Source organism: Mycobacterium kyorinense, assembly GCF_002101735.1.
In the GTDB taxonomy this organism is placed as follows: Bacteria; Actinomycetota; Actinomycetes; order Mycobacteriales; family Mycobacteriaceae; genus Mycobacterium; species Mycobacterium kyorinense.
This window is the reverse complement of record NZ_LQPE01000019.1, coordinates 12,586-27,216: the sequence shown is the minus strand read 5'-3', so window position 1 is coordinate 27,216 and position 14,631 is coordinate 12,586. Positions and strand designations below refer to the sequence as shown.

The 14,631-nt window shown below is 66.4% G+C and carries 12 protein-coding genes and 1 riboswitch; of the genes, 9 read left to right on the top strand and 3 right to left on the bottom strand.

Features of this window, described 5'->3' with window-relative positions:
- Positions 1 to 80: 80 nt before the first annotated feature.
- The 8 genes from AWC14_RS03820 (at position 81) to AWC14_RS03785 (ending at position 11,606) form a co-directional block, all read left to right on the top strand.
- The gene (locus AWC14_RS03820; RefSeq protein ID WP_428838939.1) at positions 81 to 1,778 is read left to right on the top strand and encodes a thiamine pyrophosphate-binding protein; all 1,698 of its coding nucleotides are present in this window, start codon (positions 81 to 83) and stop codon (positions 1,776 to 1,778) included.
- Positions 1,778 to 3,211: an aldehyde dehydrogenase family protein gene (locus AWC14_RS03815; RefSeq protein ID WP_045380442.1), complete on the top strand. Its 1,434-nt coding sequence runs from the start codon at positions 1,778 to 1,780 to the stop codon at positions 3,209 to 3,211. The genes AWC14_RS03820 and AWC14_RS03815 overlap by 1 nt, the downstream gene beginning before the upstream one ends.
- A gap of 9 nt (positions 3,212 to 3,220) precedes the next feature.
- Positions 3,221 to 4,099 carry an SDR family NAD(P)-dependent oxidoreductase gene (locus AWC14_RS03810; protein ID WP_045380444.1) on the top strand — a complete coding sequence of 293 codons (879 nt, stop codon included), beginning with the start codon at positions 3,221 to 3,223 and terminating at the stop codon, positions 4,097 to 4,099.
- Positions 4,096 to 5,451, top strand: coding sequence for an aromatic ring-hydroxylating oxygenase subunit alpha (locus AWC14_RS03805; protein ID WP_142281547.1), 1,356 nt, complete (start codon positions 4,096 to 4,098; stop codon positions 5,449 to 5,451). Before AWC14_RS03810 ends, AWC14_RS03805 begins: the two co-directional genes overlap by 4 nt.
- Positions 5,448 to 7,283, top strand: a complete 1,836-nt coding sequence (locus AWC14_RS03800) for a flavin-containing monooxygenase (RefSeq protein WP_045380449.1) — start codon at positions 5,448 to 5,450, stop codon at positions 7,281 to 7,283. Before AWC14_RS03805 ends, AWC14_RS03800 begins: the two co-directional genes overlap by 4 nt.
- Complete coding sequence (locus tag AWC14_RS03795; protein ID WP_193393791.1) at positions 7,238 to 8,200, top strand: SDR family NAD(P)-dependent oxidoreductase; 963 nt, start codon at positions 7,238 to 7,240, stop codon at positions 8,198 to 8,200. The genes AWC14_RS03800 and AWC14_RS03795 overlap by 46 nt, the downstream gene beginning before the upstream one ends.
- The gene (locus tag AWC14_RS03790; RefSeq protein ID WP_045380455.1) at positions 8,193 to 9,350 is read left to right on the top strand and encodes a CaiB/BaiF CoA transferase family protein; all 1,158 of its coding nucleotides are present in this window, start codon (positions 8,193 to 8,195) and stop codon (positions 9,348 to 9,350) included. Before AWC14_RS03795 ends, AWC14_RS03790 begins: the two co-directional genes overlap by 8 nt.
- A gap of 177 nt (positions 9,351 to 9,527) precedes the next feature.
- Positions 9,528 to 11,606: an acyltransferase family protein gene (locus AWC14_RS03785; RefSeq protein ID WP_081968184.1), complete on the top strand. Its 2,079-nt coding sequence runs from the start codon at positions 9,528 to 9,530 to the stop codon at positions 11,604 to 11,606.
- Here AWC14_RS03785 and AWC14_RS03780 read toward each other — a convergent pair.
- Together AWC14_RS03780 and AWC14_RS03775 are read right to left on the bottom strand one after the other, a co-directional pair.
- Positions 11,599 to 12,225 (bottom strand): class I SAM-dependent methyltransferase, encoded by a 627-nt coding sequence (locus tag AWC14_RS03780; RefSeq protein WP_235215944.1) that lies wholly within the window; start codon positions 12,223 to 12,225, stop codon positions 11,599 to 11,601. The genes AWC14_RS03785 and AWC14_RS03780 overlap by 8 nt on opposite strands.
- Positions 12,222 to 12,881 carry an O-methyltransferase gene (locus AWC14_RS03775; RefSeq protein ID WP_045380457.1) on the bottom strand — a complete coding sequence of 220 codons (660 nt, stop codon included), beginning with the start codon at positions 12,879 to 12,881 and terminating at the stop codon, positions 12,222 to 12,224. Before AWC14_RS03775 ends, AWC14_RS03780 begins: the two co-directional genes overlap by 4 nt.
- 90 nt (positions 12,882 to 12,971) lie before the next feature.
- A riboswitch (M-box (ykoK) riboswitch) is annotated at positions 12,972 to 13,144 on the top strand.
- Between the two features lie 220 nt (positions 13,145 to 13,364).
- Between AWC14_RS03775 and AWC14_RS27960 the strand changes: the two genes are divergently transcribed.
- The gene (locus AWC14_RS27960; RefSeq protein WP_142281545.1) at positions 13,365 to 13,556 is read left to right on the top strand and encodes a hypothetical protein; all 192 of its coding nucleotides are present in this window, start codon (positions 13,365 to 13,367) and stop codon (positions 13,554 to 13,556) included.
- 66 nt (positions 13,557 to 13,622) lie between these two features.
- Here the strand turns inward: AWC14_RS27960 and AWC14_RS03770 are convergent, their stop codons facing one another.
- Positions 13,623 to 14,588, bottom strand: coding sequence for an NADP-dependent oxidoreductase (locus AWC14_RS03770; protein WP_045380460.1), 966 nt, complete (start codon positions 14,586 to 14,588; stop codon positions 13,623 to 13,625).
- Positions 14,589 to 14,631: the final 43 nt, after the last annotated feature.

The following is a 14,631-nucleotide window of genomic DNA, read 5'->3' as shown; positions in this document are numbered from 1 at the left end:
AGAGGAGAGATACGACTTGTCCAGACAATTAATCGCCATAGGTGGCGGCTATCGACGCGGTGGCGAGGTTTGAGTTGGCCATGAAGGTCTACGAACGCATCCTGGATCTCTTCGAAGCGGAGGACATCGCATCCCTGTTCGGCATCCCCGACCCGAACTTCGTGCATCTGTTTCACGAGGCACAGCAGCGCGGTTGGGATGTCGTCGCGCCGCATCACGAAGAATGTGGCGGATTCATGGCCGAGGCCGTTTCGCGCATGACCGGAAAGCCGGGCCTGTGCATCGGAACGCTGGGCCCGGGCCTGGCCAATCTGGCCGGAGCCATGATGTGCGCGAAAGTCGAGAACTCGCCCGTCATCTTCCTCGGCGGTCAGCGCGCCAGGATCACCGAACAACGGGTCCGCCGGGGTCGTATCCAATTCGTTTCGCAGACACCGCTGCTCGCGCCGTCGGTGAAGTACGCGGCCAGTATCGAATATGCGGATCAGACCGACGAGATCGTGCGCGAAGCGCTGCGCAGCGCGCAGACCGGTACGCCAGGGCCAGCCTACATCGAATATCCGGCACACGTCATCCTCGAAGAACTCGATGTGCCGCCACCGCTGCCACCCGACGCGTACCGCCTGGTCAACCAGGGCGCCAGCGCGCAGATGGTCGACAAGGCCGTCGAGCTGATCAGAAAAGCGGACCGGCCGATTCTGCTGGTCGGACACGCCGTGCAGTGCGCGCGCGCCGGCGAGTCGGTCGAGGCGTTGGCCAAACTGGTGAATTGCCCGGTGATTCAGACGTCCGGCGGAACCGCGTTCATCAAGGGCATCGAGGATCGCACCTTCCCGTACGGCTTTTCACCCGCAGCCGTCCAGGCGGTGGTGGGCTCGGATCTGTGCATCGCAATCGGCACCGAACTCGGCGAGCCGGTGCACTACGGGAAGGGTCGCCACTGGGCGGGCAATGACGCGAATCGGAAGTGGATCAGCGTCGAGCTGGACCCCAAAGCGATCGGGGTGAACCGGCGCATCGACGTCCCGCTGGTCGGTGACCTGCGCGCGATCGTGCCGCAGCTCGTCGAGGCGCTCAAGGATTCGCCGCGTCCGCCCACGCCGGAGCTCGACGGCTGGATAACGCAGGACGCCGCCCGAATCGCCGAGCTCGCGAAAACCGCACCATCCCAAACACCGGTACACACAGCGCGTTTCGTGGTCGAGGCGACCGAAGCGTTCCCCAGCGACGGCATCATGGTCCGCGACGGCGGTGCCACCGTCATTTTCGGGTGGACCTATTCGCAGGCCAAGCCGCACGACGTCATCTGGAACCAGAACTTCGGTCACATCGGGACCGGTCTGCCCTACGCCATCGGGGCGTCGGTGGCCGACGGCAGGAAACGCCCGGTCATGCTGATCACCAGCGACTCGTCGTTCATGTTCCACATCTCGGAGCTGGAAACCGCGGCGCGGCTGGGCCTTCCGCTCGTGTGCGTCGTCGGCGTCGACTACCAGTGGGGCTTGGAGGTGGGCGTCTACAAGCGCACCTTCGGCCAGGGATCGCTGGAAACCGGCGTGCATTGGAGCACCGACGTGCGATTCGACAAGATCGCCGAGGGATTCGGCTGCTACGGCGAATACGTCGAGCGTGGCGAGGGGATCGGCCCGGCGATCCAACGGGCGTACGCCAGCGGCAAGGTCGGCGTCATCCACGTGCCGATCGACCCGAAGGTGAATTCGGAGGAGATGCCCAGCTACGACGAATTCCGAACGTGGTACGCGGAAGGAACCCAGTAATGCGCGAAAATCTCCAGTTCTACATCGACGGCCAATGGGTCGAGCCGGCCGAGCTGACCATCAGAGACGTGGAAAATCCTGCCACCGAACAGGTTTGCGGGAAGATCGCGCTCGGTTCGGCCGCCGACGTCGACAGGGCGGTCGCGGCGGCGCGGCGGGCTTTCGCCAGCTGGTCGCAGACCAGTCGGGAGGAACGGCTCGACGTTCTGCAGCAGATCCTTGCCGAATATTCCCAGCGCACCGAGGATCTCGCCGCGGCGATCACCGAAGAGATGGGCGCGCCGGCCGCCCTCGCCGCCGGCCCGCAAGTCGGGCTCGGGCTGGGTCACTTGAACACCGCCATCGAGGTTCTCAAGGCGTACACGTTCGAAGAACAGCGCGGCGCCACGCTCTTCGTGAAGGAGCCCATCGGCGTGTGTGGGCTGATCACACCATGGAACTGGCCGATGAACCAGGTCGCCGTCAAGGTGTTCCCCGCGCTGGCCACCGGCTGCACGATGGTGCTCAAACCATCGGAGATTGCACCGTTCTCAGCCCAGATCTTTGCCGAGATCCTCGATGCCGCGGGCGTTCCCGCCGGCGTGTTCAACCTGGTTCAGGGCGACGGCCCGGGTGTCGGAGTCGCGCTGGCCAGCCACCCGGATGTGGACATGATCTCCTTTACCGGCTCGACCCGTGCCGGTATCGACATCGCGCGCAACGCGGCGCCGACCGTCAAGCGGGTGACCCAGGAACTGGGCGGCAAAGGCCCCAACATCGTTCTCGACGACGCGGCTTTCGCCGCGAACGTCAGCGCCGGCGTCGCCAACATGATGAGCAATTCCGGGCAATCCTGCAGTGCCCCTTCGCGGATGCTCGTGCCCAACGTCCGCATGGACGAAGCCGCACAGATCGCCCGTGAGGCGGTGTCAAGGCTCACCGTCGGCGCCCCCACCGGGGATGTCACGCTCGGTCCGGTCGTATCGGGAGCACAGTTCGAGAAGATCCAGTCGCTGATCCAGAAGGGGATCGACGAGGGCGCCACCCTGGTCGTCGGCGGGACCGGACGGCCGGACGGGCTCGAAACGGGCTACTACGTCAAGCCCACCGTGTTCGCCAATGTCAGCAACGACATGACGATCGCCCGAGAGGAAATCTTCGGACCGGTCCTGTCGATCCTGGGCTACGCCGGCATCGACCAGGCCGTTGAAATCGCCAACGACACCGAGTACGGCCTGGCCGGTTATGTCGCCGGCACCGACCTCGAGAAGGCCCGTGAAGTCGCTCGCCGGCTGCGGTCGGGATGGGTGGTCATCAACGACGGATTCGACTTCCAGGCGGGGTTCGGCGGCTACCGCAAGAGCGGCAACGGGCGCGAGTGGGGCGAGTTCGGCTTCGACGAATACGTGGAAACCAAGGCGATTCTGGGCTACGCGCCGGAAGCCGCTGGCTGAAAGCAGGCTGTGCAGAACTTTGTGAACCTCGAAGGCCGCATCGTCGTGGTATCCGGTGCCGGTGGCGGCGGCATCGGCACCACAGTGACGTCGATGGCCGCCCGAGCGGGCGCCACCGTCGTCGCAGTGAGCCGATCCAAGGAGAACCTCGACGAGCACGTCGAACCCCTGGCCCAATCCGGTCTCGCCGTCATACCGGTCTCCGCCGACGCGTCGACCGACGACGGCATCGCGGCGGTCATCGACCAAACCCGCTCTGCGCCAGGTGATTTATACGGGCTGGTCAATGTTGCGGGCGGCGCCGCGCCGTCGACCTGGATGCCGTCGACACGCGTGCGCCGCAGCGACTGGCGTGAGCTGTTCGCGGCCAACCTCGAGACCACCTTCTTCATGAGCCAGGCCGTGGCCGCGGAACTGAAAAAGGACGGCAAGCCCGGCTCCATCGTCTCGATCTCGTCCATCAGCGGCATGAACACCGCGCCGTTCCACATCGCCTACGGAACCGCCAAGGCCGCGGTGGCGGCGATGACCCGCACGATGGCCGTCGAATTGGCGCCGTTCGGTATCCGGGTCAACGCGATAGCGCCGGGGGTGACCGAAACGGCGGCGTCGCGCACCTACGTCGACGACGATCCAGACCGCGACCGCCGCGCGATCGCGATGGGCCGGCGCGGCCGACCCGAGGAGCAGGCCGGCGCCATCGTGTTTCTGCTGTCCGATCTTTCGAGCTATATCACCGGTCAAACCCTGCTCGTCGACGGCGGCCTGAGCCTGCGCTGGAGCCACCTCGACGCGGACAACACCTCCCTGTTCCTGCGGGACGAAACCTTCCGTGCGGAGGTAAAGCGTTGGGACGACCCGAATTCTCGAGAAGCGAGGACGCAGTGACGACTAACGGCGACGAGCTGTCCGCGCCCGTGACGATCGGCGTGGACGCCTACATCTCGGAGGACTACGCCCGAGCCGAACGCGACAAGCTGTGGCGAAAAGTGTGGCAGCAAGTCGGGCGGGTCGAAGAGCTGCCCGAGATCGGCAGCTACCTTACCTACGACATCCTCGACGACTCGGTCATCGTGGTACGGACCGGGCCAAACGAATTCAAGGCCCACCACAATGTCTGCATGCACCGCGGGCGCCGCCTGATCGACACTCCGGCCGGCGCGAAGAACGCTAGTGGGCGGACGCGAAAGTCGTTCGTTTGCGGATTCCACGGATGGACATACGGTTTGGACGGTGCGTGCACGTATATTCGCGAACAAGCCGACTGGCAGGGCGCGCTGACCGCCGAGAACACGCACCTGGCCAGCGTCAACATCGACACGTGGGGCGGCTGGCTGTGGATCAACATGGATCCCGAGTGCGAGTCGTTGATGGACTATCTGCACCCGGCAGCAAAAATGCTGGACCCGTTCGGCTTGGACAACATGCGCTACAAGTGGCGCAAGTGGCTGCACTTCGACTGCAACTGGAAGGTCGCGATGGAGGCCTTCAACGAGACCTACCATGTCGCGACGACACATCCGGAGTTCAACAAGTTCGGCGAGTTCAAAGGCTGGGCCAAGGCGCAGGGAAAGCACAGCAACATCGGCTACGACGCACCGGAGGACCTCGAGGCGACCAAGTCCAAGGTCCGGTTGGGGATCGGTGCCGACCCCCGCGTGTCGACCGCCGAGATGCAGCTCTACACACTGCAGGAAACCAACGCCACCACCACCCAGACACTCGTGGATGCCGCGCTGCGACTCGTCGACGAGTTGCCCGAAGGCACTCCGGCCGACCAGGTTCTCGAACACTGGCTGTCGTCGGCGCGCCGTGACGACGAAGCCCGCGGCGTGATTTGGCCGACCATCCCTCCCGACGTCTTAGGCCAAAGCGGGACCGCGTGGCAGATCTTCCCGAACTTCCAGATCGGACAGGGCCTGACCAGTGCACTGTGCTACAGCGCCCGACCCGACCCGAGCTACGACCCGAACAAATGCATTTTCGAAGTCGCCGTCTACGAACTGTTCCCGAAAGGCCAAGAGCCGCGGACAGAATGGGAGTACACCCCCGTCGGAGACCCGAGATGGCTCAGCGTCTTACCGCAGGACTTCTCGAACATGGCGGCAGTGCAGCAGGGCATGAAGTCGATGGGCTTTCCCGGCACCAAACCCAATCCCTATCGCGAACGCAGCACGGCCAACCTGCACCGCCAGCTCGCGAAGTACATGGGCACCGGCGAGCCGAGGGAGCTCGCATGACGTGTGAGCAGCCGACACAGACCCCGCAGGACATCGACATCGCCGCGCTGCGGGAGAAATACCGCCAGGAGCGGGAAAAGCGGCTGCGTCCAGAGGGATCCAAGCAATACGTGGAGCTCGAAGATGACTTCGCGGGATACTACGAAACCGATCCGCACACGCCGGTGGTGCCTCGCGAACCGATCTCGGCCGACATCGACGTCGCGGTCCTAGGCGGGGGATTCGGCGGCCTGCTCGCGGGCGCGCATCTGAAGAAGGCCGGCGTCGAGGACGTCCGGATCATCGAGCTGGGCGGCGACTTCGGCGGCGTCTGGTACTGGAACCGCTACCCGGGGATCCAGTGCGACAACGAATCCTATTGCTACATCCCGATGCTCGAAGAGCTCGACTTCATGCCGAGCAAGAAGTTCGCCGACGGCGCCGAAATCTACGAGCACTGCCGGCGCATCGGCAAGCATTTCGGACTCTATGACTCCGCGATCTTTTCCACCCAGGTGCGTGCCCTGCATTGGGACGAGGAGGTCAAGCGCTGGCGGATCGACACCAACCGCGGCGACGACATCCGCGCCCGCTTCGTCGTGATGGCATCGGGTCCGTTCCACCGGCCCAAACTGCCCGGCATTCCCGGCATCAAGAACTTCAAAGGACACAGCTTCCACTCGTCGCGCTGGGACTACGACTACACCGGCGGGGACACCAGCGGCGGCCTGCACAAGCTGGCCGACAAGCGTGTCGCGTTGGTGGGCACCGGCGCTACCGGCGTCCAACTGGTTCCCTACCTGGGGCGCTATGCCCAGCACCTCTACGTTTTTCAGCGCACGCCGTCGTCGGTCGACGCCCGCAACAACACCCCGACCGACCCCGAATGGGTGAAAACGCTGCAGCCGGGCTGGCAGAAGGAGCGGCAACGCAACTTCCACGCCTGGACCTTCGAAGGCATGGCGTTGGGACAGCCCGACCTGGTCTGCGACTTCTGGACCGAGCTCGGCCGCAATACCGCCGCCCGTGTGCTTGCCCTGGACGATCCCGCGTCGCTGACGCCCGAGCAGTTCATGGCGATCCGGGAAGAAGAAGACTACAAGGTGATGGAGCGGCTGCGCCGCCGCGTCGAGGCCATCGTCGAAAACCCCGAGACCGCCGAGGCGCTCAAGCCGTACTACCGATTCCTATGTAAGCGGCCATGTTCCAACGACGAGTATCTGACGACGTTCAACCGGCCCAACGTCACGCTGGTCGACGTCTCGTCGTCCAAGGGCGTCGAGAAGGCCACCGAAAAGGGTCTCGTCGCCAACGGCGTTGAGTACGAAGTCGACTGCATCATCTACGCCAGCGGTTTCGAGATCACCACCGAGATCAGCCGCCGCTATTCGATCGACACGATCGAGGGCCGCGACGGGCTGTCGCTGTTCGACTACTGGCACGACGGCTACAAGACGCTGCACGGCATGACGAGCGTGGGCTTTCCCAACCAGTTCTTCACCGGCTTCACCCAAGTGGGAATCTCGGCCAACATCGCCGCCAACTACGAGCTGCAGGGCGAGCACATCGCCTACATCATCGCCGAGGCCCTGGCCCGTGGCGCGACCACCGTCGAACCGAGCCGCGAGGCACAGGACGCGTGGTGCAGAACCATCCGCGAAACCGCCATCGACAACTCGGCTTTCGACGCGCAGTGCACACCCGGCTACTACAACAACGAAGGCGGTGGCGGCGGCGAGGGCATCCGGTCACATCTGGGTGAGCCGTACGGGCCGGGTTTCTACGCCTTCGGCGACTTGTTGGCGGAATGGCGCGCCAAGGGCGATCTCGACGGTCTGGTGCTGGGAACGTGACGGAACTGCGCTTCGACGATCGGGTCGCCGTCGTCACCGGCGCCGGCCGGGGACTGGGGCGCGCGTACGCCCTGTTGCTGGCATCGCGCGGCGCCAAGGTGGTCGTCAACGACACCGGCGCCAGCCTGACCGGAGACGGCGCCGACCCCGGGCCCGCCGGCCAGGTGGTCGACGAAATCCGGTCTGCTGGCGGCGATGCCGTCGTGTGCACGGAATCAGTGGCGACGGCCGCCGGGGGCGCGGCGATCATCGATGCGGCGGTGCAGCATTACGGTCGCGTCGACATTCTGATCCACAACGCCGGCACCGTTCGCCGCGCACCGTTGGTCCAGATGAGTTCTGACGACTTCGACGCTGTGCTGGATGTCCACCTGCGCGGCGCTTTTCATGTGGTACGCCCGGCCTTCCCGCTGATGCGCGACGCCGGCTACGGGCGCATCGTGTTGACGTCGTCGATCGGCGGGCTGTACGGCAACCACGACGTGGCCAATTACGCTGCCGCCAAGGCGGGTGTCATCGGTCTGGCCAACGTCGCAGCGCTGGAGGGCGCCGCCGCTAACGTGAAGTGCAATGTGATCGTTCCGTCTGCCGTCACCAGAATGGCTGAGGGCCTGGACGTTTCGGCGTACCCGCCGATGGAGCCGGAGCTGGTGGCGCCGGTCGTGGGTCTGCTGGCCCACGAATCCTGTCCGGTCAGCGGCGAGATGCTGATCTCGGTCGCCGGCCGGGTGGCGCGCGCGGTGGTCGCCGAGACCCCTGGCGTGTTTCGCCCGTCGTGGTCCATCGAGCAGGTGTCCGAGCAGCTCGACGCCATCCGTGATGCCAACGCGCCGTTGGTTTTTCCCGTCGTGCCTGACGGGCATGCCGAGCACCTGCGCTACAGCTTTGAGATGGCACGAGGGCTCCGTCATGGTTAGCAGCGGCCCGCTGGCCGGGGTGCGGGTGGTCGATCTCACCGCGATGGTGATGGGGCCGTACTGCACCCAGATCATGGCGGACATGGGTGCCGACGTGATCAAGGTCGAGCCGCCTGAAGGCGACAACACCCGCTACATCTCGGTGGGGCCCGAGCCGTCGATGAGCGGCGTGTTCGTCAACGTGAACCGGGGCAAGCGCAGCGTCGTCCTCGACCTGCGGTCCGAGGCCGGCAAGGCGGCGTTGCGGTCGCTGGTGGAAACCGCCGACGTGTTCATCCACTCGATGCGGGCCAAGGCGATCGCGCGGCTCGGATTCGGCTATGACGACGTCGCGGCGATCAACCCCGGCATCGTCTACACCAACTGCTACGGCTACGGCCGGCGCGGGCCGGACCGGGATCTGCCCGCCTACGACGACACCATTCAGGCGGAATGCGGGCTGCCGGCCGTGCAGGAACAACTGACCGGCGAGGCCAGCTACGTGGGGACGATCATGGCGGACAAGGTCGCCGGCCTGACCGCGCTCTACGCGACGACGATGGCGCTGTTCCACCGCGAACGCACCGGTGAGGGCCAAGAGGTCGAGGTCGCCATGTTCGAAACCATGGCATCGTTCATGCTGGTCGAGCACGCCAACGGCGCAATGTTCGACCCGCCGCTCGGGCCGGCGGTCTATCCGCGCACGGTGGCGCCCAACCGCCGGCCGTATCGCACCAGCGACGGCTACGTCGCCGCGCTGATCTACAACGACAAGCATTGGTCGGCGTTCGTCGACGCGGTGCGACCGGCCTGGGCCAACTCGCGGTACGCGACGCTGGAATCTCGGGCCCGCCAGATCGACGCCGTCTATGCATTGCTCGCCGAGACGCTGGCGGAACGCACCACCGAAGAATGGCTGAAGCTGTTCCGCGAACTGGAAATACCGGCGGCACCGCTGGGCACGCCCGCCGACCTGTTCGACAACCCGCACCTGAACGCCGCCGGATTCTTCGAGACCGTCGACACGCCGCACGGCCCGGTGCGGTTTCCCGGTGTGCCGACCTGGTTTTCACGGACCCCGGGCCGAGTCGCCGGTCCGGCTCCGCAGCTGGGCGCGGACACCGCCGAAGTGCTGGCCGAGGTTGCGCGAGCAGACGCAGAATCGCATTGATCGCAGCCGGCTGGTGCGATTCTGCGTCTGCTCGCCCTCAGGCGTGTCGTCCCCGTTATGCCGTGCAGTCGCACCTAAACTGGCCCTGATCCAAAAAGGGAGGAGCTGCGACGTATCGGCGGCGACACCGACACCGACACCGACCAGGTAAGCGGTCGGAGTGCGACAGGGGCGACCATGGGACCGGCCGGGGTGTATCCCGCGCCGGTTCGCTGCGTTCGGCGGCCCCGCTGGGTTGCCCCGATCCCACGCACTCGCCCGATCACCTCGCGGAGTAGCGACCGGCCCCCCGGCATTCCGGCGCTCGACGGCCTGCGCGCGGTGGCCGTCGCTCTGGTGCTCGCCGACCACGGCGGCATTCCCGGCATGGCCGGCGGATTCCTCGGTGTCGACATCTTTTTCGTGCTCAGCGGGTTCCTGATCACCTCGCTGCTGCTCGACGAGCTGGGCCGCACGGGTCGCATCGACCTGACTGGGTTCTGGATTCGACGGGCACGACGGCTGCTGCCTGCGCTGGTGCTGATGGTGCTGGTCGTTGCGGTTGGGCGGCAATTCTTTTCGCCGGAGGCCGTCGCCGGACTGCGCGACGAGGCCGTCGCCGCGTTCTTCTGGGCCGCCAACTGGATGTTCGTCACGCAGAAGACCGACTACTTCAGCCAGGGCGCCCCGCCGTCGCCGCTGCAGCACGCCTGGTCACTCGGCGTGGAGGAGCAGTACTACACCGTGTGGCCACTGCTGCTGATCGCGGTGGCGGTGGCGTTGGCGGCCCGGGCCCGCCGACGCGGCATGCTGGCGACGCTGGGCGGAGTGCGGCTGACCGTGTTCCTGCTGGCCAGCCTGGGCGCGCTGGCGTCTGCCGCGCTGGCCATTGTGCTCGCATCCGATGCCACCCGGGACCGGGTCTACTTCGGCACCGACACCCGCGCCCAAGCACTGCTGACCGGCGCGGCGGCGTCGGCGCTGCTCGTCGGCGACTGGCCGGCGCTGAACCGCGGCTGGTCGCTGATCCGCACCCGCTGGGGCAAGTGGACCGCGCGGCTGCTGCCGGTGATCGGCCTGGCCGCGCTGGGCGCGGCCGCCCACTACGCGACGGGCAGCGCCGCCGAATTCCGGCACGGCCTGCTGATCGCGGTGGCCGTGGCGGCCGTCGTGGTCATCGCGCCGGTGGCGCTCGACCAGCGCGGACCGGTCGCCATCGTGTTGTCCTGGCGTCCGCTGGTGTGGCTGGGCACCATCTCCTACGGCGTCTACCTGTGGCACTGGCCGATCTTTCTGGTGCTCAACGGGCAACGCACCGGGTGGTCGGGGCTGTCGTTGTTCGCCGTGCGGTGCGCGGCCACCCTGGGCGTGTCGATCGTGTCCTGGTGGTTGATCGAACAGCCCGTCCGCAAGTGGCGGCCCGCGCGGGTGCCGCTGTTGCCGCTGGCCGGAGCCACCGCCGCGACGGCCGCCGCGATCACGATGATGGTCGTGCCAGTCGGCGTCAAATCCCGCGGCGCATCGGACAGCAGCCTGCCGCCCGGCATCTCCTCGGTTGCGGTGGTGTCGCCGTCGCCGCCGACCGGACCCCGACCCGCGCGGGCCGTCGGGCAGCGAGATCCGCACCGCCCGTTCACGGTTTCGGTGTTCGGCGACTCGATCGGCTGGACCCTGATGCATTTCCTGCCGCCGACACCGGGATTCGACTTCGTCGACCACACCGTCATCGGCTGCAGCCTGGTGCGCGGCGGACCGTACAAATACCTCGGCCAGACCTTGGACCAGAAATCCGAATGTGAGTCGTGGCCAAGCCGATGGTCCAAGCAGATCGCGGAGGACCGGCCGGATGCCATCCTGTTGGTGGTCGGCCGCTGGGAGACGGTGGACCGGGTCAACGAGGGTCGCTGGACTCACATCGGCGATCCTGCATTCGACGCCTACATCACCGGCGAGTTGGTGCGCGCACTCGACATCCTGGGCTCGTCCGGGGCGCCGGTGACGGTGGCCAACCTGCCGTACAGCCGCCGCGGCGAAAGGCCCGACGGCAGCCTGTACCCAGAGGACCAGCCCGAGCGGGTGGACGAGTGGAACGCGTTGCTGCGCAGCACCATTGGACAGCGCCGCAACGTCGGGATACTCGACTTGCGCAAAAAGCTGTGTCCCGACGGCGTCTACACCGCCAAGGTCGACGGCATCACCGTGCGCAGCGACGGCGTCCACCCGACGGAGGAGGCGGTGAAGTGGCTGACGCCCTGGCTCGAGGAATCGCTCAGATAGCCGGCGCCCGCCATCGGATGAAGACGCGCCCCAAGAGAAGTCGCGATACGTCAGCACCCGGCAATTCGGCCCGGACATAACGCCGCAGTTGATGAACCGTGTCGCGTGGCGGCCATACCGTGGGAGCGCTGTGTTCCCACTTGCCGCGCAGCCGGATTGCAATTCCACGCAGCACGACGGTGAGCAACGCCCATGGCAGATCTCGCCATCCGGCACGCGCGAACGTCACGATTGCCAGTGTCCCGCCCGGCTGGACGAGGTCACGCAGGCGCCGCAACGCAACGCAGGTGTCCGGGAAATGATGCAATGCGGCGTTCGACACCACGGCATCGAAGTGGCCCAGTTCGCCAGCGACGTCGAGGACGTCGCCGTGCTGCCAGTGCACCGGCGCGTCCGGGAAGCGCTGCTTGGCCCGCTCCAGAACCGGCTGGTCGACGTCGACCGCGACCACCCGGGCTATGCGCCGCGACAAGCGCGCGGCCAAGAACCCGTCGCCACATCCGACGTCAAGCACGGAGACTGCGTCATCGGGAACGGACGCGTCGAGCTTGGCGTCGTAATGAATGTTGACATTCCACGGCGCGTCGGCGCGGCCGAACGCCGATGCGCGGCCAATCACGCGGCGCGGCAGCTGATTTCCATGCTGTCGCTTTCCCGGGCCTGGAAGTTGACGCTGACATATCCGTTGTTCGGGTTACGCACGTAGTCCAAATAGGGCTGTGTGTCGGCCATTTCGGTGTTGTCAGCGACGACGAGACTTCCCGCCGACAGACGCGGTTCGAGCAACTTGATCACCGGCAGGTACAGCTCTTTCCAGCCGTCGAGCAGAACGAAGTCGACCGGCCCGTCGAGCTCCTTCAGCGTCTCGAGCGCATCGCCGTCCAGGACGGTGATCAAGTCGTCCAGTCCGGTCTCGGCGAAGGTCTGTTGTGCCGCCGCAATCTTGCTGGCGCTGAGCTCGGTCGTGACCACCCGACCGCTGCCGTTGTCGCGTACCGCCGCTGCGAGGTGGATGGCGGAGATACCGAACGACATGCCGAATTCGACGATCGTGGCCGGACGAGTGGCCCGCACCAGTGAATACAGCAGCCGGCCGGCCTCCGGCGTCACCGGGATATAAAACTCGCTCATCGCGTCGGCCCGTTCCTGTGCGCCGGCGGATGACTGCGCAATTCGTCCGCCCCCTTCCCGCAGCTTCGGTAACTGCTCGTTGGCCGCGGTGTACATCCGGTCGAGAGCTGTCGCAACTCTGGGGTCCTGCAAGGTGGTAGCCATGGTTTCGAGCCTAAGCGTTGCGCCGCCGCGGTGGACTCCTACCTGGTCCAGCGTTTGACGGGCGCCGGGGTTGATGCCACCATGGAACGCGCAGCACCTCGGTAGGTGAGGCGTCTGCACGGATACAGGCCACTGACCCCGAACGTCGAGAGACGCCCCGGGTCAGGACAGCTCTTCCCGGGCTAAGGGTTGAGCCCAAGTGGCTTCCGGACGCGGTCCGGATACGCCGTGCAGTGCCGAAGCTCCGACGAGAGGGGTGCGTGCCCAGCGGGTTTGCCGCGGGCCCTCATTCCTCTTTGTGCGCGCACTGTAGTGACACCCGCGTGTGTCCTGGCCGTGAGGAGGTGAGGGCGAGATGAGTTCCAGCGATAGTCCCTATCCGCAGTCCATTTCCGTTTCGTCCCGACCCGGTCGCGGCCTTCGTGCCGCCTGACGCGTCTTCGCGCTGTCCTCGCCGGTCGGGCTTACCGGCAGGAGAAGATCATGGCTTTCGTTGTTACACACCGCGTTTCGCCAATGCTGCACGTCGGCCGGCGGGTGGCAGGCCGGTTGCGGGCACGCCGCAACCTGACTCCGCAAGAGCGGGCCAACCTGTATGTGTCGCGGATGGCCCCGGCGGTGATCACCGCCTCGTTGGGCGGTCACCCGACCCACATCGACGTCAACCGCCGCTGACGCGTCGGACCGGGACCCCCCGAGCGGCTGCTACCGCCGGGGTGTCCCGGGCCGCGCTGGTCGTCGTCACGATCGTTGAGCCTGGTATCGGCCGAGCGGCTGCGGCAGCAGCACGATTTTGCCGTGCGTGTGCCGTTGCTCGAGCTGTTCGTACGCGTCGGCAACTCGCTCGAGGGGATAGGTGGCGGCGATGTCGAAATCGATTGCGCCGCTGACCACCAACTCGGCCATCTCCGCTAACACCTCCGGCGTCGACGCGTCCATGCTGCCTTCGGTTTTGGCGCCGACCTCGGCGGCCTTGGCGAACGAGATGATGGTCTCGATCCGCTCCGGGTCTACGCCGAGGTCCACCGCGAGTTGGACGTAGTCGGGCCCGAACAAGTCGATGAACGCGTCGATCCCGTCCGGAGCGGCGTCGCGCAGCCGCGTCGCCAAGCCGTCGCCGTACTCGACGGGAACAACAGCGTGTTGGCGCAACCAGTCGGCGTTGCGCGCCGAGGCGATGCCGAGCACCCGCGCCTGCCGGTGGACCAGCAGCTGTACCACCAGGCTGCCGACCCCACCGGCGGCCGCTGACACCGCGACGGTCTCACCCTGCTGCGGCGCGACCGCCCGCACGGCGGCATACGCGGTGACTCCCACCACATAGAGTGAACCGGCGACCTCCCAACTCATTTCGGGCGGTTTGGGTATCAGTTGTTCGACCGGGACGACGGTGTGGGTGGCGTGACTGGACCGGCGCAGGCTGAACCCCAGCACTTCGTCGCCGACCGAGAACTGGGTCACCCCGGGCCCGACGTCGACGACGACACCGGCCAGGTCGCTGCCTTCGCCCGACGGAAACGTGGCCGGGAACATCTCATGCATCGCGCCGACCCGGATGCCAGCCTCGCCGGGGTTGATGCCGGCGGCCATGACTTCGACGAGTACCTCCCCCTCGCCGGGAGTCGGCGTGTCAATCTCGGCCACATACAGCACATCACGGCCGCCGTAGCGGTCGAAGCGGACGGCGCGGGGTTTCTCAGGGGGCATCGCGAACTCCTTGGTCGGGGTCGTCCGCCTACCAGACTGCTGG